We start from the raw sequence: 20,264 nt of genomic DNA, 5'->3' as shown, positions 1-20,264 counted from the left end.
AAGCGTACAGTTCCTGCTGTATGCTTTCTTAAATTTAAATGGTTAGGAAGCATGAAGATGGACAAAGTAAGGATTAAGAAATGAATTTTTCTATAAGGATGTTACTATGGCTCTCTCGATTTATTTCACTATAACCATATTGCTGCTCCATTTCGCTTATCATGTGCAAAAACCGCTGAACTTCTTGCAGAATGCGCTGATCTTCATGATGATTGCCATCATAACGCGCCAATGTGTGACGCTTTTGGCGCTGGAATGGCACTATTTAAAAATGACCGAGAATCATTGGCTGTTCATTTGTTTGCTTCTATGCAGGGATATCCTGACACCGATGGTCACCGTGCTTTTTGCGAATTATTATGTGCGAGCCAATACGCCTTTTTATAAAATGGCAGCTTTTTTGATTGCATTGGGAGTCCTGCTTGCCGCACATAAGCTGGCAGTGCATTTTCATATCCTGACCTATCTCAAGTGGAATTTTTTCTATACGACTTTATTAAATGCTGGTTTCCTGCTTGCCACGCTAGGTGTCTTAAAGCTGGCAACATTTTTACAAACATTGGAGAGTCGCCAAAATGAAAGTTTATGATACTGCGTTCAATGCAAATGAATGGTTCGTGATCATCAGTATGATCGTCATGAATCTGGCAATATGGTTTGCACCGAAATTGTTCAGCAAGCTGGAGAGCGTTGGTTATTATATTTTCGGCATTTATATCGGCTTATTTTATGATCATACCCTCTCAATCAAGCCCTGGGACTATTATGACGTCAACGATAACTCGTCTTATCAGTTCATCGATTTCATGAGCTATATCATGTATGGCCCATACGGCTACTTCTTTCTTTATTTTTACGTAAAATGGAACATCAGAAAGCTCAGGATCATTCCCTACATCCTGTTATGGTCTGCGTTCTCGATGCTGCTGGAGTGGATCGGCCTGAAGGTAGGCCTGTTCCATTTCGACAAAGGCTATAAAATGTACTGGTCGTTCCCAATCTATTTGCTTTCCCAGACGATGACAATTTTCTTCTACCACTTAAGCACCAGATATGAAAAAACTGGAAATAAAAAGAGAAGTGAATTATAATTTGAGGGACTAATGATAGAGGGGATTTTTCATGGTTAAAAGCAGTACGATGCGTTTCATAAGACTTGTTTTGCAATACATAGCAGGGGTATTTTTGTTTATTGTCATTGGAAGCCTGCCCGTCCTCTTACGGAATTTGACATTTGATATGGAGGGCTATTTTAACAGTGTGAAAGATTTGACCGTTAAAGTTTTCACATTAAGCAATTTGACATACGATGGACAACACGAAATGCTGCCGGCGGTGCTGGGCCGTTTTTTCTATTCGATGAAGACATTGGGCATGGGTCTGTTTGCAGCGACAGTGATGGCATTCCTGCTATCCTATGTAATTGTCCTCTTTTTTGAAAAGAAGAAAGACTATATTCTAAGCTTCATAGAAATCATCCGATCCATTCCAGATGTACTGTGGATGTTCCTGCTGCAGGCCGGGGTGGTTTGGATTTTTAAGACCTTTGGAGTGAAATTTATCCAGACGACCTCGCTCGGCAGTGATCACCAGGCCGTTCTGCTGCCGCTCATCAGCCTGAGCCTGCCGATTTTTCTGTTTTTGACGCAGATTATCGTCCTTAAAATCTTTGAAGAGCTGGATAAGCCATATATTTTATTGGCGAAAGCTAAAGGACTTTCCTATTTTTACATGCTGAATATCCACGTGGTCCGCAATATCAGCCAGGATTTAAAGGAACACTTCAAGACGATTGTCTGGATGATGCTTTCGACGCTGGTCATGGTGGAATACATCTTTAACTTGAATGGGTTGATGCTGTTCAATATCAGATATGTTTCAGTCGAACTGTTCGTGTTCAGCTGCATCCTGTTCTTTACGCCATTTTTCCTGATTTACAGACTACTAGATTTTAGAAGGTTATCGCTATGATTAGATTGCTGAAAACAAAAAAATTCCTATTTGGGATGGGATTCCTGATCATCCTGCTGACACTGAGCATTTTGAACACCGTGGTGAACGATGGGAAAATCAGGCAGGTTCCATTCATCTACAATGAAGATGGGACTTTGGAAAAAGCGCCGCCATATCCGCCTTTTGATGTTTTTCTGTTTGGCTCCGATATGTACGGGTATGATATGCTCCATACCATAATCGAGGGGGCGAAATACTCCATTGGCATCGTGCTGATTGTCGCCTTGCTAAGGATGCTCTTATCGATTGTATTCAGTTATTTTCTATTCCGGGTCCATGATCGCATCTTCAAAGGGATAAAAGCGATCTCTGAACCGTTATCCTTTTTTCCACAGACGCTGATTGCCTACTTCCTGCTGGTCACAGTCGTCATGTATACGATCCACGGCTTCCATCACTCGCTATGGGTAAGAGCTTTGTATGAATTCATCATTTTGGTAGTAATCGCACTTCCGTCTCTAACGGTCCAGCTGATTGAGCAGAAGCGCCGTGTTTGGAAGGAAGAATTCATTGAATCGGCGGTTACGCTCGGCGGAAGCAAGCGCCATATCTACTTTAAGCATGTCCTGCCGCAGCTGTACGAAGAATGGGTGTTGATGTTCGGCCAGCAGTTTTTGCAGGTCCTGACGCTGCTAGTGCATCTTGGCGTCATGCTCATCCTGTTTGGAGGGACGATTACCGGGGAGGGTCCACCTTCATCGGTAACACATGAATGGTCAGGACTGATTGGCCTCAACAAACGTTTTATGCTTGCTTATGAATGGATTGTCTATGTGCCGATCCTGTTTTTCGCCATGACTGCCCTGAGCGTGGCGATGATCAACAAAGCTTTGAGCGACTTTTTCAAGCATAAGGACATGGTGAGGAAGAATCGGGAGGTATAACACTTTCGTACTATAAAAATACCCCGTTTGATGAATAGTCTGAGCGCAAAAATTTTGCCATAATAGTTTTCAACAAAACTCTTTATGAGTTTGGCCCATTCATTGGCTAGTGGTATCCCCATTTGGCCAGTGAGTGGGTTTTATTTGTCTTTTATGGGCATGAGCGATAAAATTAATTAACTGAAAATTCTAAACTCAAGGGAGGTGCTGTGCTTGGACATGAAGCTTTCACAAAGAAGGGAAAGATACGCAAAGCTTTTAATGAACTCAGTTTCCCTAACTGGATGGATGCTCATCCTTTTTTCCTTTGTAAAAATAGAAGCGCCTGCTGAACCGGTTGTTTTGGCGCTATTATTCTTATTCCTGCTTATAAGCGAGTACTATCCCATGCCGGTTTGGAGAGGTCAGACGGCCATCACATTCCCGGTAGTCTACGTGTTATTTTTACTCTATGGATTTTCGTACACTGCGATTGCCTATGCAGGCGCCGTCCTGATTGTTAACCTCATCCATAGAAGGCCGCTGCGGACGGTATTGTTCAACCCTGCTCAGCTGGTGCTTAGCTTTTACGCTGCCGCCATGCTGCTCCCTTTAATGGAACCTCTTCTGGAGAAGCTTGCACTCACACCGATGATTCAGGGCATATTAGGTTATCTTTTCCTGCTGGCTGTCTATGTTCTGGTCAATAACTTGATTGTCGACCTCGTACTTTATATCAGGCCACAACACTATTCTTTTAAAATGTGGAAGCAAAAGACGCTTACAGAATTGAACAGTGCGGCAATTTCCTTGATTTATGGAATTACCCTGTATGTCGTTGGCAGCCAAAATCGCGGTGAAATCGACGTATTTGCTTACTTCTTCTTTTTCTCGCCGCTTGTCGGGATATCCCTGCTGAGTGCGACGATTGCCAGGTTGAAAAGAGAGAAGAATCGTCTGAAGCTGCTTTTCTCGATCACTACAGAATTGAACCAGATGCTTCCTTCACAGGACTGGCTTTCAGCTTTAAGAGGAAGCTTCAATGAATTGATCGGTGCAGAGGCAAGTTTATTATGGATCAAAAGAGATGGCGAGTGGGAGCTTAGCTTCAAGGATGGCAGTACAAAATCGGACTTTAAGCTGCCAGACGAGGCATTTGCTGAATTTGATGGCATGCGCAGTCCTGTGGTCTTTAATGACCGCAAAAAGGATGGCGGTGTCGCAACTGCATGCTTTGAAGAAGACGTAAAGGCATTCGTCTACTCGCCGCTTGTCATCGAGAACGAAACCATCGGGATGTTCATCATTGCCAGGAGCCGGACGAAAAGCTTCGAGGACCACGATGTCCAATCCATTGCGACGCTTGCCAACCAGCTCGCGGTCATCATCAAGACAAGGATGCTTTTTACTGAGAAAGAAAAGGTAATTGTCCTTGAGGAAAGAAACCGGATTGCCCGCGATATTCATGATGGTGTCGCCCAAACACTTGCAGGGGCTGTCATGAAGCTGGATACGGCAGGAAAGAAGTTCAATAAAAATCCTGAAGAAACACGGAAGCTTCTGGATGAAAGCGTCAGTGGCCTCAGGGAAAGCCTGAAGGAAGTGCGCGAGTCGATCTATGCGCTGCGTCCATACCCAACTCAAAAAGCAACACTCGCGGAAGCGATTCTTAGAAAAATTGAAGCTGTCCAGAAGGAATACCAGCAGGATATCGAATTCGAAATCCGGGGGCAGGAGCAGGAGCTTAGCCCGATGGTCGAAAAGGTTCTTTTTGACACTTTCCAGGAAAGTCTGCACAATGCCATCAAGCATTCGCAGGCTATGAAGATAGAAGTTCTTTTAAGCTACCAAACTGAGCATATTCTTTTAAAGGTCAAGGATGAAGGGAAAGGATTCTCGCTGTTCCAGGCGATGCTCAAGGCGAGAAACCAGCCGCATTTCGGCATTTTGCAAATGAATGATGCAGCCGAAAAAATCAACGCCTCCCTGCAGATTGACAGCAAGGAGGGTTCAGGAACGGAAGTCAGCATCACCGTTCCTAGAATGGGAATCGAGGGGGAAACCACGAATGATCAGGCTCATGCTAGTGGATGACCATGCCGTGCTCCGCGACGGGCTGCGGAATATCATATCTGTTGAAGAAGATATCGAAGTCGTCGGTGAAGCCGTTTCTGGCGACGATGCCCTGCTGCAAGTGGAAAAATGCAAGCCGGATATGATTCTGATGGATATCAATATGCCGATGAAAAATGGCGTCGAAGTCACAGGCATTCTAAAAAAGAAATACCCGCATATCAAAGTCCTTGTGCTGACGATGCACAGCCATGAGGAGTATTTCATGTCGGCGATCCGCGAAGGAGCGGACGGCTATTTATTGAAGGACGCACCATCCGACCAGGTCGTCGAGGCCATCCGTACCGTCGCACGCGGAGAATCGGTCATCCATCCATCGATGACGAGAAAGCTGCTCGCCTTCCACCAGCAAAAACAAACACAGCAGGAGGACACAACACTGACCGAGCGGGAAAAAGAGGTGCTGCTTTGCCTGGTCGAAGGGCTAAGCAACAAGGAAATTGCCGACCGCCTGTTCATCAGCGACAAAACCGTCAAAATCCACGTCAGCAAGATTTTCAAAAAGCTGAACGTCAAAAGCCGCTCGCAGGTCGTCATCCATGCCGTCCAGCACCAGCTAGTACCAATTCCGCCGACATCGAGCGGGGTATAGATTTATAGTTGAGAGTCCCTGGGTGTAGGGGACTCTTTTTGTTTTCTGGTTTCTGCTAAAACTGAACATAGTTCGAAAAATAAACGGAAGAATTCCGCTTATATTGGAAACTACCCTTATTTCCTTAAAAATAGGGGTGGTTTTTCCGTTTATTTAATACAAATCGGTGGATTTTCTCTTGGTTAGGGCACTTAACCGGAAAACCTCCGCTTAATTTTGCTTCATAGGTGTCCTATAGAGACAATAGCCGGAAAATTTCCGCTTATGAATTCTCATACCTACATCAACTATGAATGAAAACAGAGTCAATTTTTAAAAAGAATGGAGCATCCGCGCAAACCGGAAAAAGTTACGGATTCATAAAGAATACTACTTTAGTAGTAACCAAGTTTAGTACAGAGGTTATTATTTTTTAATTCCAATGCAGAATAGTTTCAATGTAAAAACTGTGGGAATATTAAGAAAAATAATGAAGGAGCTGAAAAATTGAATGAAGTTTAAAGCTGCATTTTTATCTTTTATCCTGATGGCCGCAACGGTCTTTGCCTCGCTCGTTCCCGGGACGATGACAAAGGCAGTGGAGCCTGTCAAAGCGGTGGTTGACGCCGAGTTGACGAAAAAGCTTTTAACAGCCATCGCCCCGGTCGAAGCAATCGTTACTTTTAAAAGTGACGAGGGAGTCTTGCCGGAGCATGTAAACCTTCTAAAGACACTTGGCATCTCGAAAGGGCTGACGCTGAATGAACTGCCGATCGCAGGGGTATTGGCGACAAAATCACAGATTGATCAGCTTGCACAAAGTGATCAGGTCGTTTCCATCTATTTGAACAAGAAGCTGGAATATGAGAATGCGGAAGCAACGGACATCACCGGAGTGGATCAGGTCCGGACGGATGACACAATGAGAAAATTGAATGGCGGCTTGCCAGTGAGCGGAAAGGGAATTGGCGTCGTCATCAATGACAGCGGGGTTGACGGTACGCACCGCGACCTTGATTTTGGCAGCCATCTTGTCCAAAATGTGTTGGGTTCGACAAACCTTAATGCACTCAGCACCCTATTACCTGTGTCTTATGTTGAAAATGTCCCGAACACCGATTCCAGCTCAGGGCATGGCACGCACGTAGCAGGTATTGTTGGTGCAACTGGCGAAATGTCAGGCGGAAAGTATGAGGGAGTGGCCCCTGGCGCAAACCTGATTGGCTATGGATCGGGTGCGGCGGTCGCCATGCTTGATACTATTGGCGGTTTTGATTATGCGCTGACCCATCAGCAGGAATACAACATTCGCGTAATTACGAATTCATGGGGAGATACAGGTGATGCAGGTACAGACTTCGATCCATACAACCCTATTAATATCGCAACTAAGAAACTCTATGACCGCGGAATCGTGACGGTTTTCTCGGCAGGGAATTCAGGTCCTGATGCAAAAACGATCTCTGGTAATTATAAAAAAGCTCCGTGGGTAGTAACCGTTGCTGCTGGGGATAAAACTGGAAAGCTCGCCGACTTTTCATCACGCGGCGAAGAGGGACGTGGCGGAACGGTAACAGTCGATGGGCAAACATGGAAATGGACTGACCAGCCAACAGTGACATCACCTGGTGTCGACATCATTTCAACAAGAGTCATCAGCCCGCTCGTGGCGCTTGGTGCAACGGCTGATGCTGAATATATTGAGCCGGCATATTTGCCTTACTACACGACAATGAGCGGAACATCCATGGCCGCGCCGCATGTCGCCGGCATCATCGCCCTGATGCTTGAAGCGAATCCATTGCTTTCTCCTGCAGAGGTAAAATCAATCCTTGAAAACACCGCGACTTCCATGCAGGATTACACGGAATGGGAAGTCGGCGCTGGCTATGTGAATGCATATCATGCCGTAGAAGCAGCTTTTAAAAAGAAAAAATAACAATTAGTTGATCTCCCTTGCTTCGGCAAGGGAGATTTTTACTCCGCCGCGCAGGATTTTTGCCATGCTGAAGTGAAAAACGAGCGAATTAAGCGGGAAGCAGGTCTTTTTATGGGAAATTGACTCTGTATAAGATAGAAATGGACCTAGAATACTGCTCCTTACCTGACTGGAAAATTTATTCTCTTGCTCAGTGGAGCTAATTGCACGGAACTTTATTGGAATCGCGCGATTAAGGACGCTAATTGCAGCATCTTTGTCATTAATTGCACGAAGAAACCTGATAATTGCACCGTCATCCAAATTATGGAAAAACAAATCAAAAAAACGGAAATTCTAAATCCAAAAAAACATCAGCACTACCCATCTATAACTTTTGTACGATGCCAGAATAGATATTCCGGAATCCGATTTTATAACCTTTGAAGAATAGTTTTCCAGCGATGAATTCCAGATAATTAAGATAGGAATATTTAAAATTTTTATAGAATGAGAGGAGAATAACATGAAACGTTTTATGTATTTGCTGTTTGCTTTATTGCTCATTTTTCCGGTATTTGCTGCACCACAGGGAAAGGCGAGCAGCCTGGCTGTTATCGACCCGCTTGTCAGCAAGGCGCTTGATACGGCAAGTTCGCTGGAAGTCATCGTTACGTTTAAAGGAAACAGCGCTCCAACCAGTTCGCAATTATCACTGTTAAAAACGCTCGGCATCGAAACAGGGATCAGCATGAAATCATTGCCGATTGCCGGAGTGATCGCGACAAAGGCGCAAATCGAAAAGCTTGCGGCCAATCCGGAAGTCCAATCGATCTACATGAACAGAAAACTTACTTACTTCAATGCGGATGCCACCGCCATCACTGGCGTCGATAAAGCAAGGACAGATGACAGTTTCCGTAAAGCGAACGGCGGCCTGCCTGTTTCAGGAAAAGGAGTCGGTGTCGTCGTCAATGATAGTGGCGTTGACGGTACACATAAGGACCATGAACTTGGCAAAAACCTTGTCCAGAATGTCATGGGTTCCACCAACCTGAATGCACTTGCACCAGGCTTGCTGCCAATCACTTACCAGGAAAACGTACCGAACACAGATACAAATTCAGGCCATGGCACGCATGTAGCCGGCACAGTCGGCGGGACTGGCGCAATGTCAGGCGGCAAATATGAAGGAGCTGCCCCGGGTGCAGATTTGATTGGCTACGGTTCAGGAGCGGCATTGTTCGTCCTTGATGGCATCGGCGGTTTTGACTATGCGATTACACATCAGTCACAGTACAATATCCGCGTCATCACGAACTCATGGGGTTCTTCAGGAGACTTTGACCCGAACGACCCAATCAATATTGCCAGCAAAAAAGCGCACGACCGCGGAATTACCGTTCTTTTTGCAGCAGGGAATGAAGGTCCTGGGGAAAACACGCATAACCCTTACGCAAAAGCTCCATGGGTCATTTCAGTCGCTGCTGGAGTCAAGGATGGAACGCTGGCAGATTTCTCATCAAGAGGCACGAAGGGTGTAGGCGGTACTTTTACAATGGATGGAAAAGAATGGACGTGGAAGGATGAACCGACCGTTACGGCTCCAGGTGTAGATATCGTTTCAACTCGGGTACTTGCACCAGTATCAAGCCTGTCTGCCGACCAGGATGCGCAAACAATCGAAACGGCGTACCTGCCATACTATACAACGATGAGCGGTACATCGATGGCAACTCCGCATGTGGCAGGAATCGTAGCGTTAATGCTTGAGGCAAACCCGCTGTTGTCGCCGGCTGAAATCAAGTCGATTCTTGAACAGACAGCTACGAATATGCCAGGCTATGAAACATGGGAAGTGGGCGCTGGCTATGTGAATGCCTATGCTGCTATTGATAAAGTATTCAATGACACGGCTTATGAATCTACGCTGAATTCGACCCAGACATTCTACAGCAATGTTGAATCATCAACAGAACGCAAGGAATTTTCGGTTGACTACAACCCGCTGACATTCATTTCTGATAATCAATACACATTCACAGTCGAAGAAGGGATGTCCAGCCTTGTGGCAAAAGTGGACGGCGCGGGGCTAATCGAACAGACCGGAAATCCAATAAGCCTTGTGCTGATCGCTCCGGATGGCACAGAGTACAGCTCTGGCGTCAGCCTGCTGTTCCCGCTTTATTATGATCGCACCGTATCGGTGACCTCTCCGGCACCGGGAGCATGGAAGGCTGAAATCCGCGGGCTTCGCGGCGCTGATACCAATCCGCTGGGCGTGGCTTTGCCGGAAACAGTAAAAGGGGAAATGGCCTTCACCAAGGTAAGTGGTTTCTCCGGGTTGAACGACATTGCCGGCCACCCGGCAGCAGATGCGATTAAAATGGGTGTGAGTGAACGATTATTTGACGGCTTCTCCAACGGAGCCTTCAAGCCGGATGCACTTTTAACAAGAGCAGAGCTAGCAAAATACCTGGTGATGGGCGCTGAAATCAAGCAATCATTGCCTGCATCGCAAAGTTTCTCAGATGTTTCAAGCTCTGACCTTCCATTCGTTGAGGCAGCAACTGCAAAAGGAGCTTCCTTCCGCGACCAACAGCATATTCAGAAGGGTGTCATCCTGCCAAGAGCTAACGGTAAATTCTCTCCGAAGGATGGCGTGACCCGCGCAGAATTGGCCTATTCATTGGTTCAATCACTAGGTCTGCAAAAAGAGGCAGAGGAATTCGAAGGTCAGCTGACGGTCCAGTATAATGGCGAAAGAATCGCGATTTCAGATGCACCAGAAGTTCCTGAACATCTGAAAGGCTATGTCCAGGTGGCTCTCGACCTGAATATCCTCAATACAAAATTCGCTGTCACGCAGGGTCCATATGATTTGAAACCAAAGGTAACAGCGAGCTTCAACCCATCTGTAAAAAATACACGTGGTGACTTCGCGGTTGCCATGACGCGGTACTATAACGCTTTTCTAAAATAAGGTAAAATGAGAACAGGCTGAGCTGGCCTGTTCTTTTTCCATAAAGGGGGAGTTTGTATGAGGAAAATAAATGCAATATTTTTCGACCTTGATGGTACCTTGCTGGACCGCGATGCCTCTCTCAAAAATTTTATTAATGATCAGTACGACCGTTTTAAAAGCGAACTACACTTGATAGATAAACGTCATTACATGAATAGATTCATAGAACTGGACGCCCGTGGTTATGTATGGAAGGACAAAGTATACAGCCAGCTTTTACAAGAGTTGAACATAACTGCCCTGACATGGGAAGAGCTGCTAGAAGACTATATAACGAATTTCAAGCATTCATGCACAGGCTTTCAAAACCTGCATGAAGTTCTCGGGAAACTAAAGCAATCAGATATCAAACTGGGCATCATTTCGAATGGCAAAACCCACTTCCAGATGGACAATATAAAAGCTTTGGGAATCGAGGATTACTTTGATACCATCCTGGTCTCGGAGGAAGTGGAATTGAGGAAGCCTGATTCCCGCATCTTCCAGATGGGGATGAAGAATCTTGCTGTATCAGCTCCTCACAGTATATTTGTAGGCGACCATCCTGAAAATGATGTAGCAGCGTCCAAAATGGCCGGAATGATTGGGATATGGAAGCGAGATGACTATTGGCACAGTGCGGCAGCAGATTTTATCATCGAGGAACTGGAAGAATTGTTCGCTATTATTGAAATAGGAGCTGAAGAGCATGAATGATTTTAATATCTCCTTTAATCCCCCAAGACCTTCAGAATATATCGATCTACGTCTTGAAGCAGGTATGAGCGGGAAATCGCAGGAGGCAGCACGAATCGGACTGAAGAATTCATTGTTTGCTGTCACGGTTTATGATGAATCGACCATCGTGGCAATGGGCCGGATCATAGGGGATGGCGGATCCTTTTTTCAAGTAGTAGACATCGCCGTTAAGCCTTCCTATCAAGGGAAGGGACTTGGGAAACTGGTGATGGGGGAGCTTATGGAATACCTTGATAAACATACATATGACGGTTCTTTTGTCAGCCTGATTGCGGATGCCCCGGCAAACAAGCTGTATGAACAATTTGGTTTTGACTATACTTATCCGAACTCTCATGGTATGTATCGAAAGTATTAAACAGCCAATTAAGGTTGCTTTTTTATAAGTGAGTTTTTACAGTGCCTGAACAAGAAGACGTATGTTCTATATTAAGAAGTGAAACTCCTAAGAAATTATACCTAGGAAAATGCATTGCATTATATTTATATCTAAATGCCTATTTAAATTATCATGATATTTGAGAAAGGGAGCAGCAGATCAGTATTCTCTGCTCCCCTTTTTTATTGCAAAAAGCGTTTGGGTAATAATGTGTTATTTGTAACTTTATTGGAATAAAATCAAATTTACACACCAGGGTATTATTATCAGAGCTAAAATATGCTTTAATTAGCTAAAGAAAAATGTAAAGCAATTCTAGATTGAAGGGTTGAGATCCAGATGAAATACTCACCTAAAGATATACAACTGATCAAAGACCAGGTTGGCAGCCAATCATTAACTTCCATTGCCCGAAAGCTGAATCGAAGTATTACGGCCCTTGAAGTGAAAATCACCAGAATGGGGCTTTCCCACACGAAATCCTGCACAGGAATGCTGACCGCCGGCGAACTCGCTAAAACCCTCAAGGTTGACCGAAACACCGTTATGCAGTGGATTCATAACCATGAATTGGGCTATCATCAGCGAATTACCCGGAATAAAAAGAGATTTACGTTTATCAACATAGATGAATTTTGGATATGGGCAGAAAAAAACAGGCATAAAATCAACTTTTCCAAGCTCGAGCCTGATGAACTGCCGCCTGAACCAGGATGGGTTACAAAAGAACGCACCATTGCACGGCAAACCACGAATTATAAAGCATGGACCACGCACGAAGAAAAGCAGGTCCTCGAATGGTACTGCTGCGGAAAAACACTTTCCGAAATCTCTGAGATGGTTGGACGGACACGAGAGTCCATCCGCAAGAAAATTAAACGCCTCACAGAATAAACTTCTATGTAAAAAAGCCTGCAATTTATGGTAATTACTATTTGCTATTGTAATACTTGTAAAATAATAGTATATTTTTCCTACAATAGTATTGTTTAATATTTACAGATTGTTCTATGTCCCCAGGAGGATTGTATATGGATATTTATGTTGCCAGGCAGCCTATATTCGATATGAACGAGAAGACTGTTGCTTATGAATTATTATATAGGAACAGCTCGGTCAATAATTATCAGCATACTGATGGGGATCAGGCCACAACAGATGTGATTGTGAATAGTTTCTTGAATATTGGTGTCAAAGACTTATCAAACGGCAAGCCTTGTTTTATTAATTTTACTGAAAAATTATTGAAACTGGGTGTTCCATCCTATTTCAATCCATTATCCATCGTGGTGGAGATTCTCGAGACAGTAGAACTGAATGAAGATATCCTCGGGATCTGCAAAGAGTTGAAGGCACATGGATATACCATAGCGCTTGACGATTTTTTTGTTTCGCAGTGGAACGAATTGACGGTCCAGCTATTGGATTATATTGATATCATCAAGATCGATTTCCGTTCGACGAAACGAGTCGACAGGCAGGAAATGATTCGGTTTATCAATGGCAGGGACATTAAGTTCCTGGCCGAAAAAGTCGAAACGATTGAAGAATATATAGAGGCGAAAGAAGACGGCTTCGTCTACTTCCAGGGATTTTATTTCAGTAAACCTGTCATCCTGAACAGTTATGATATTCCATCATATTATCATTCGTATTTTCAGATTCTAAAAGAAATCGAGAATCCTGAGCCTGATCTTGAGAAGATTAAGGATGTAATCGAAAAGGATATATCCCTATCTTATAAACTGCTGAGACTCATCAATAATCCGGTTTTCAGGCCAAGGAATGAGGTTTCTTCCATCAAGCAAGCCATCATATTGCTAGGTTTGAATGAAATCAAAAAATGGATTTATGTTCTGGCGATCCGGGGAGCAGACAAAGGCTCAGGCGGTTCTAAGGAACGGGAAATCATTGAACTGTCACTTAAGCGCGGGAAGCTGGGCGAATTGATTGGCAGGAAGGTCGGCAGAGAAGTGCTGGCCTCAAAATACTTCCTTCTCGGAATGTTTTCTTTGATGGATTCCTTATTGCATCATCCGATGGAGGAACTTCTTGAAGATCTGCCATTAAGCAATGAGCTGAAGGCGGCCTTATCAGGTGAAAAGAACGACGAATACATGATGCTAGAATTTTTAAAAGAAATCGAACTCGCTTTCCATGAAGATCTCGAGCTGACGTTCAACCCTACCAAAATGACAATGGAGGAACTGTTCAGGCTCTATAGTGAAGCGAGCGACTGGGCTACAAAGGTCTTAAGTGAAGTGAATCCTTAACATGGAGCATGCCGGCGCATGCTTTTTCTTTTTGGAGCTATAAGGGTTGGATAAAACAGAAGGGCAGCTGCTGATATAATATAAGTGCGATAAGCTTTATATGAGGAAGATTCTTGTAACCAGCCGCCAAACAAGTTATATTTTTAATAGGTTATTTAAAATTTCGTTATTTCTCTGAATGAGGTGTTTAATCCATTGGTGCTGAAATATTTGTCCGCACTGTTGCTGCCTGGTTTCATGGTTGTTTTTTTTACCAGGGTTGCCTATAATCACATCCTTGCGCTTGTGTTAACGGTCACTTTGATTGCGGCTTCTGTTTATAAAGGGTACACAGATTCTTTTCTGCTGATTGTCGTCGATGCTTTTTCTTTGACGTTAGGCTTTTTTCTGGCGAACCAGATGATGAAGCGCAACAAAAAGCAGTCATAAATTTAAAGTAAGCCTGTCGAATTCTGTTCGGCAGGTTTTTCTTGTTTTACTAGGGGTGAACCCGATTCAATCAAACGTTTGATTAGCAACCATTCGACTTCCTATTACAATCATATTAAAAACAAAGATATAAATTCGAATGTTTGTTCGCTTTTTGTTGGTTTGTTTTACCCTCTTTGTGGTAGAATGAGGATATGACTTTTGACAGCTATGTAAGGCTTTTATAGATGAAGCTCTTTTCGATATAGTTACTGATTCAATGAATCTGAATTGTTTACGAAAAGAGCCTAGAAATTTCAAATTACAGGAGGCTTTTCTGTGAAGGACCAATTTGAATTAGTCTCGAAGTATTCTCCGCAGGGAGACCAGCCTGCCGCCATTAAAGAACTGGTGCAGGGAATCCGCGATAACAAGAAGCACCAGACGTTGCTTGGCGCGACAGGAACGGGCAAGACATTCACGATTTCCAATGTGATCAAGGAAGTGAACAAGCCGACGCTTGTCATTGCCCACAACAAGACATTGGCCGGGCAGCTATACAGCGAGTTCAAGGAATTTTTCCCGAACAATGCGGTTGAGTATTTCGTCAGTTACTATGATTATTATCAGCCAGAGGCATATGTGCCCCAGACGGATACATTCATTGAGAAGGATGCGAGCATCAATGATGAGATTGACAAGCTGCGTCACTCTGCTACATCTTCTTTATTTGAGCGTAAAGATGTCATCATCATTGCCAGTGTATCCTGTATATACGGCCTCGGTAATCCAGATGAATACCGTGACATGGTCGTGTCACTCCGGACAGGGATGGAAATTGAGCGGAACAAGCTGCTCCACAAGCTGGTCGATATCCAGTATGAACGCAATGACATTGACTTCAAGCGCGGGACGTTCCGAGTCCGTGGCGATGTTGTCGAGATCTTTCCGGCATCCCGTGATGAACACTGCATGAGGGTCGAGTTTTTTGGGGATGAGATTGACCGGATTCGCGAGGTCGATGCGCTGACTGGCGAGATCATTGGTGAACGTGATCATGTAGCGATTTTCCCGGCGTCCCACTTCGTTACACGTGAAGAAAAAATGCGGGTTGCGATTGAGAATATCGAAAAGGAATTGGAAGAACGCCTGGAGGTACTTCGTGCCGAGGAAAAACTTCTTGAGGCGCAAAGGCTCGAGCAGCGGACAAGATATGATCTTGAGATGATGCGTGAGATGGGCTTCTGCTCCGGCATCGAAAACTATTCACGCCACCTGACGTTGAGACCGGCCGGTGCGACTCCATATACTTTACTAGATTACTTCCCGGACGATTTTATGATCGTTGTTGATGAGTCACATGTTACATTGCCGCAAATACGGGGAATGTTTAATGGTGACCAGGCACGTAAACAGGTGCTGGTTGACCACGGTTTCCGCCTGCCGTCAGCGATGGATAACCGCCCGCTGACATTTGCAGAATTCGAGAAACATGTCAAACAGGCCGTGTTCGTATCGGCGACTCCAGGTCCGTATGAACTGGAGCATACTCCAGAGATGGTCCAGCAGATCATCCGCCCGACAGGATTGCTTGACCCGACAATCGATGTAAGGCCGATTGAGGGCCAAATAGATGACCTGATCGGCGAAATCCAGGAGCGGACGAAACGGAATGAGCGTGTCCTCGTAACGACGTTGACGAAAAAGATGTCCGAAGACCTGACGGATTACCTGAAGGAAATCGGTATCAAGGTCCAGTACCTGCACTCTGAGGTCAAGACGCTCGAGCGGATCGAGATCATCCGTGAGCTCCGTCTTGGGAAATATGATGTGCTTATCGGGATTAACCTTTTAAGGGAAGGGCTGGATATTCCGGAGGTATCCCTTGTTACCATTCTCGATGCTGATAAGGAAGGGTTCCTACGTTCCGAAAGGTCGCTGATCCAGACGATTGGCCGTGCGGCGAGGAATTCAAATGGTCATGTCATCATGTATGCAGACAAAATGACCGATTCGATGGAAAAGGCGATCAGCGAGACGAAGCGCCGCCGTGCCATCCAGGAAGAATATAATGAAAAGCATGGCATTACGCCGCAGACGATCCAAAAGGCTATCCGCGATGTGATCCGCGCGACGATTGCTGCTGAGGAGCAGGAAGAGTACAGCCCGGCAGAAGGCCTGAAGAAATTGACGAAGAAAGATCGCGAACAAGTGATTTTAAATATGGAAAAAGAAATGAAGGAAGCGGCAAAGGCTCTCAATTTCGAGCGGGCAGCCGAGCTGCGTGACCTCATTCTTGAGTTAAAAGCGGAAGGATGACGATAATATGGCTATGGATAAACTGATTGTCAAAGGCGCCAGGGCCCATAATTTGAAAAATATAGATGTCACCATTCCGAGAGACAAGCTTGTTGTACTGACAGGACTTTCCGGTTCAGGAAAGTCCTCGCTTGCATTCGATACCATCTATGCTGAAGGACAGCGCCGCTATGTGGAATCTTTGTCTGCCTACGCGCGCCAGTTCCTGGGCCAAATGGACAAGCCGGATGTTGACTCGATCGAAGGATTATCCCCCGCGATTTCCATCGACCAGAAAACAACAAGCCGTAATCCGCGTTCGACAGTTGGAACGGTCACAGAGATATATGATTATTTACGATTGTTATTTGCAAGGGTGGGAAGACCAACCTGTCCTGTGCATAATATAGAAATCTCTTCCCAAACTATCGAGCAGATGGTCGACCGTGTGCTTGAATATCCGGAGAGAACGAAGCTGCAAATCCTGGCTCCGCTTGTTTCCGGGAGGAAGGGCACACACGCCAAAGTTCTTGAGGATGTGAAAAAACAAGGCTATGTCCGTGTCAGGATTGACGGAGAGATGCATGATTTGGGCGATGAAATCGAACTGGAGAAAAACAAGAAACATTCGATTGAAGTCGTCATCGACCGGATTGTCGTCAAGGAAGGCATTGCTGCACGTCTGGCGGACTCTATGGAAGCTGCGCTTAAGCTAGGCGAAGGAAATGTTCTCATCGACGTAATCGGAGAAGAAGAGCTGATGTTCAGCGAGAACCATGCCTGTCCGATCTGCGGATTTTCAATCGGCGAGCTGGAGCCACGCATGTTCTCATTCAACAGTCCGTTTGGCGCCTGTCCTGAATGTGACGGTCTTGGTGCAAAACTCGAAGTCGACGTTGATTTGGTCGTCCCAAACAAGGAGCTAACATTGAAGCAGCATGCGATCGCTCCGTGGGAACCAACAAGTTCTCAGTATTATCCGCAGCTGCTTGAAGCAGTCTGCAATCATTATGGCATTGATATGGATGTACCAGTGAAAGACCTGCCTGACCATGAGATGGACAAGATTCTTTATGGCTCAGATAAGGATCGTATCTATTTCCGCTATGAAAATGACTGGGGCCAGGTCCGTGAGAACTATATTGTTTTTGAAGGCGTGTTGAAAAATATCGAGCGCCGCTATAAGGAAACAGGCTCTGATTATATCCGTGAACAGATGGAAAAGTATATGGGCGAGCATGCCTGCCCGACTTGTAAAGGGTACAGGCTGAAGCGTGAAACGCTGGCTGTTCTTGTGGACGGCCGCCATATCGGTGAAGTAACCGCGTTATCGGTTGAAGATGCCCATCAATTTTTCCAGAACCTTGAGCTTTCAGAAAAAGAAATGAAGATTGCTAATATGATTTTTCGCGAGATTACGGAACGTCTTGGCTTCCTGATCAATGTCGGATTGGATTACCTCACAATGAGCCGTTCTGCTGGGACTCTTTCAGGAGGGGAAGCCCAGCGTATCAGACTTGCAACCCAGATTGGCTCTCGTCTCACAGGTGTCCTGTATATTCTTGATGAGCCTTCCATCGGTTTGCATCAGCGCGACAATGACAGACTGATCGATACGCTGAAAAACATGCGCGATATCGGCAATACGCTGATTGTCGTCGAGCACGATGAAGACACGATGCTCGCAGCGGACCATCTGATCGATATCGGTCCTGGAGCGGGTGTCCATGGCGGTGAAATCATTTCGCAGGGAACGCCTGCAGAAGTCATGGATGATCCAAGTTCACTGACAGGGAAGTACCTTTCTGGTAAAAAGTTCATCCCGCTGCCGATTGAGCGCCGTAAACCAGATGGCCGCTATATCGAAATCAAGGGTGCAAAGGAAAACAACCTGAAAAACGTCAGCGTGAAGTTCCCGCTTGGAACCTTCATGGCCGTGACAGGCGTTTCCGGTTCCGGTAAAAGTACGCTAATCAATGAAATCCTGCACAAATCGCTGGCAATGCAGCTGCACCGAGCAAAAAGCAAACCAGGCGAATTCAGGGAAATCAAAGGTGTTGAGCATCTCGATAAGGTCATCGATATTGACCAATCGCCAATCGGCCGGACACCAAGGTCGAACCCGGCTACCTACACCGGCGTGTTCGATGATATCCGTGATGTGTTTGCAACAACGAATGAAGCGAAGGTCCGCGGCTATAAAAAAGGCCGTTTCAGCTTCAATGTAAAAGGCGGACGCTGTGAAGCCTGCCGAGGCGATGGCATCATCAAGATCGAAATGCACTTCCTTCCAGACGTTTACGTGCCATGTGAAGTCTGCCACGGCAAACGATACAACCGCGAGACATTGGAAGTGAAGTATAAAGGGAAGAATATTTCCGATATCCTTGATATGACCGTTGAAGCAGCGGTTGAATTCTTCGCGAACATTCCGAAGATCGCCCGCAAACTGCAGACGATATATGATGTCGGACTAGGCTATATCACTCTCGGCCAGCCGGCGACGACTCTTTCCGGAGGGGAAGCGCAGCGCGTCAAGTTGGCTTCTGAGCTTCATCGCCGTTCCACCGGCCGTTCGCTGTATATCCTGGATGAGCCAACAACAGGCTTGCATGTCGATGACATTTCCCGCCTGCTTGTTGTCCTCCAGCGTCTTGTCGAAAATGGCGACACGGTGCTTGTGATCGAGCACAACCTCGATGTCATTAAAGCTGCGGACTATATTGTCGACCTCGGACCTGAAGGAGGAGACCGCGGCGGTACAATCCTTGCCACCGGAACACCAGAAAAGATTGCCGAAGTGGAAGAATCCTATACCGGCAGATACCTCAAACCTATTCTGGAACGCGACAGGCTGAGGATGAAAGAGCAAATTGAGGAAAAAGAAAAAAGCACAAGCAATGCATAATAGAATTTTTCGCCCTTCTCTTAGAGGAAGGGTTTTTTCTTTTATAAAAAGACTTAAATTTTCCAAAATTAGGATGATGGTGCAATTATGCATGATTTCCGTGCAATTATGGCCTGTAAGCGCGCAATTATCACCGATCACCGTGCAATTACGATGAGTATCCGCGCAATTAAGCATGTCGAGTAAGAGAATAATTTTTCCAGTTAAAGAAATCAGCGAAATATCCTGTAAAAAACTACTCAAGTAGCACGAAATCTACAAGGAAATCCCCTATAAAAGGCATTCACACAACTTTCACGAGTCGATATGCATCTAAAACAAGGGATAAATCACAATTTGTCGAACTATTTTCATAAAGATATGAAACTTCCAGGATTCCAGAGCGTATTAATTTCTAAGGAGATGAAGAGGATGGATACGAAAAGGATTCTGTCTGCTTTGTGCTATTTCAGTGTTATGTTTGCCGGGATATTGTTTCCGCTCGTTGCTTATTTGGCATCCGAGGATGAGGATGTAAAGTTTCATGCGAAGAAGGCATTGCTATCGCATCTCATTCCATTGATCCCGCTGCCGCTTATTGTGGTAGCAGCCTTAATCGATTTTACAGGAGGGACAGGGGAATTCCCTGTGTTCATGTTCAGCAGCGCTATTTTAATGGTCATACTGGGTCTGATCGTGTTGATCTGGAATCTGGTCAAAGGGATAAAAGTGCTTAATATAAATTGAGGAGGATGGAA

General features: G+C 45.3%; 16 protein-coding genes. All 16 read left to right on the top strand.

Annotation, left to right across the window (positions count from 1 at the left end; genetic code table 11):
• The first annotated feature begins 106 nt into the window (after positions 1-106).
• The 16 genes from LGO15_RS21595 to LGO15_RS21520 all read left to right on the top strand — a co-directional run bounded on the left by LGO15_RS21595 (position 107) and on the right by LGO15_RS21520 (position 20,253).
• Positions 107-589, top strand: a complete 483-nt coding sequence (locus tag LGO15_RS21595; RefSeq protein WP_226085872.1) for a hypothetical protein — start codon at positions 107-109, stop codon at positions 587-589.
• A complete protein-coding gene (locus LGO15_RS21590) occupies positions 576-1,091 on the top strand; it encodes a hypothetical protein (RefSeq protein WP_226085871.1) in 516 nt (171 codons plus the stop codon). Before LGO15_RS21595 ends, LGO15_RS21590 begins: the two co-directional genes overlap by 14 nt.
• 31 nt (positions 1,092-1,122) lie before the next feature.
• Positions 1,123-1,971, top strand: coding sequence for an ABC transporter permease subunit (locus LGO15_RS21585; protein ID WP_226085870.1), 849 nt, complete (start codon positions 1,123-1,125; stop codon positions 1,969-1,971).
• On the top strand, positions 1,968-2,897 hold the full coding sequence (locus LGO15_RS21580) for a peptide ABC transporter permease (RefSeq protein ID WP_226085869.1): 930 nt from the start codon (positions 1,968-1,970) through the stop codon (positions 2,895-2,897). Before LGO15_RS21585 ends, LGO15_RS21580 begins: the two co-directional genes overlap by 4 nt.
• Before the next feature lie 219 nt (positions 2,898-3,116).
• Positions 3,117-4,970 carry a GAF domain-containing sensor histidine kinase gene (locus LGO15_RS21575; protein WP_226087956.1) on the top strand — a complete coding sequence of 618 codons (1,854 nt, stop codon included), beginning with the start codon at positions 3,117-3,119 and terminating at the stop codon, positions 4,968-4,970.
• Complete coding sequence (locus LGO15_RS21570) at positions 4,945-5,601, top strand: response regulator (protein ID WP_226085868.1); 657 nt, start codon at positions 4,945-4,947, stop codon at positions 5,599-5,601. Before LGO15_RS21575 ends, LGO15_RS21570 begins: the two co-directional genes overlap by 26 nt.
• A 490-nt stretch (positions 5,602-6,091) precedes the next feature.
• Positions 6,092-7,519 carry a S8 family serine peptidase gene (locus LGO15_RS21565; RefSeq protein WP_226085867.1) on the top strand — a complete coding sequence of 476 codons (1,428 nt, stop codon included), beginning with the start codon at positions 6,092-6,094 and terminating at the stop codon, positions 7,517-7,519.
• A 505-nt stretch (positions 7,520-8,024) separates the two neighbouring features.
• Positions 8,025-10,481, top strand: a complete 2,457-nt coding sequence (locus LGO15_RS21560; RefSeq protein ID WP_226085866.1) for a S8 family serine peptidase — start codon at positions 8,025-8,027, stop codon at positions 10,479-10,481.
• 57 nt (positions 10,482-10,538) lie between these two features.
• Entirely contained in the window at positions 10,539-11,219 is a 681-nt protein-coding gene (locus LGO15_RS21555; protein ID WP_226085865.1) for an HAD family hydrolase, read from the top strand.
• Positions 11,212-11,619, top strand: a complete 408-nt coding sequence (locus LGO15_RS21550) for a GNAT family N-acetyltransferase (RefSeq protein WP_226085864.1) — start codon at positions 11,212-11,214, stop codon at positions 11,617-11,619. The genes LGO15_RS21555 and LGO15_RS21550 overlap by 8 nt, the downstream gene beginning before the upstream one ends.
• A gap of 360 nt (positions 11,620-11,979) precedes the next feature.
• A complete protein-coding gene (locus LGO15_RS21545; protein ID WP_226085863.1) occupies positions 11,980-12,534 on the top strand; it encodes a helix-turn-helix domain-containing protein in 555 nt (184 codons plus the stop codon).
• A 137-nt stretch (positions 12,535-12,671) separates the two neighbouring features.
• On the top strand, positions 12,672-13,913 hold the full coding sequence (locus LGO15_RS21540) for an EAL and HDOD domain-containing protein (protein ID WP_226085862.1): 1,242 nt from the start codon (positions 12,672-12,674) through the stop codon (positions 13,911-13,913).
• Positions 13,914-14,108: 195 nt separating this feature from the next.
• Positions 14,109-14,342: a CsbA family protein gene (locus LGO15_RS21535; RefSeq protein ID WP_226085861.1), complete on the top strand. Its 234-nt coding sequence runs from the start codon at positions 14,109-14,111 to the stop codon at positions 14,340-14,342.
• Between the two features lie 318 nt (positions 14,343-14,660).
• Positions 14,661-16,640, top strand: a complete 1,980-nt coding sequence (uvrB, locus tag LGO15_RS21530; protein ID WP_167833158.1) for an excinuclease ABC subunit UvrB — start codon at positions 14,661-14,663, stop codon at positions 16,638-16,640.
• 7 nt (positions 16,641-16,647) lie between these two features.
• The gene (gene uvrA, locus LGO15_RS21525; RefSeq protein ID WP_226085860.1) at positions 16,648-19,527 is read left to right on the top strand and encodes an excinuclease ABC subunit UvrA; all 2,880 of its coding nucleotides are present in this window, start codon (positions 16,648-16,650) and stop codon (positions 19,525-19,527) included.
• Positions 19,528-19,938: 411 nt separating this feature from the next.
• Entirely contained in the window at positions 19,939-20,253 is a 315-nt protein-coding gene (locus LGO15_RS21520; protein ID WP_167833156.1) for a magnetosome magnetite crystal formation protein family, read from the top strand.
• Positions 20,254-20,264 lie beyond the last annotated feature (11 nt).

The sequence above is a fragment of the Mesobacillus sp. S13 genome, assembly GCF_020422885.1.
Classification (GTDB): Bacteria; Bacillota; Bacilli; order Bacillales; family Cytobacillaceae; genus Mesobacillus; species Mesobacillus selenatarsenatis_A.
This window is presented reverse-complemented; position numbering and strand designations above follow the sequence as displayed.

Coding starts and splice junctions, on each gene's coding strand:
- LGO15_RS21595 (WP_226085872.1), top strand. CDS start 107: ATGGCTCTCTCGATTTATTTCACTATAACCATATTGCTGCTCCATTTC.
- LGO15_RS21590 (WP_226085871.1), top strand. CDS start 576: ATGAAAGTTTATGATACTGCGTTCAATGCAAATGAATGGTTCGTGATC.
- LGO15_RS21585 (WP_226085870.1), top strand. CDS start 1,123: ATGGTTAAAAGCAGTACGATGCGTTTCATAAGACTTGTTTTGCAATAC.
- LGO15_RS21580 (WP_226085869.1), top strand. CDS start 1,968: ATGATTAGATTGCTGAAAACAAAAAAATTCCTATTTGGGATGGGATTC.
- LGO15_RS21575 (WP_226087956.1), top strand. CDS start 3,117: ATGAAGCTTTCACAAAGAAGGGAAAGATACGCAAAGCTTTTAATGAAC.
- LGO15_RS21570 (WP_226085868.1), top strand. CDS start 4,945: ATGATCAGGCTCATGCTAGTGGATGACCATGCCGTGCTCCGCGACGGG.
- LGO15_RS21565 (WP_226085867.1), top strand. CDS start 6,092: ATGAAGTTTAAAGCTGCATTTTTATCTTTTATCCTGATGGCCGCAACG.
- LGO15_RS21560 (WP_226085866.1), top strand. CDS start 8,025: ATGAAACGTTTTATGTATTTGCTGTTTGCTTTATTGCTCATTTTTCCG.
- LGO15_RS21555 (WP_226085865.1), top strand. CDS start 10,539: ATGAGGAAAATAAATGCAATATTTTTCGACCTTGATGGTACCTTGCTG.
- LGO15_RS21550 (WP_226085864.1), top strand. CDS start 11,212: ATGAATGATTTTAATATCTCCTTTAATCCCCCAAGACCTTCAGAATAT.
- LGO15_RS21545 (WP_226085863.1), top strand. CDS start 11,980: ATGAAATACTCACCTAAAGATATACAACTGATCAAAGACCAGGTTGGC.
- LGO15_RS21540 (WP_226085862.1), top strand. CDS start 12,672: ATGGATATTTATGTTGCCAGGCAGCCTATATTCGATATGAACGAGAAG.
- uvrA (WP_226085860.1), top strand. CDS start 16,648: ATGGCTATGGATAAACTGATTGTCAAAGGCGCCAGGGCCCATAATTTG.
- LGO15_RS21520 (WP_167833156.1), top strand. CDS start 19,939: ATGGATACGAAAAGGATTCTGTCTGCTTTGTGCTATTTCAGTGTTATG.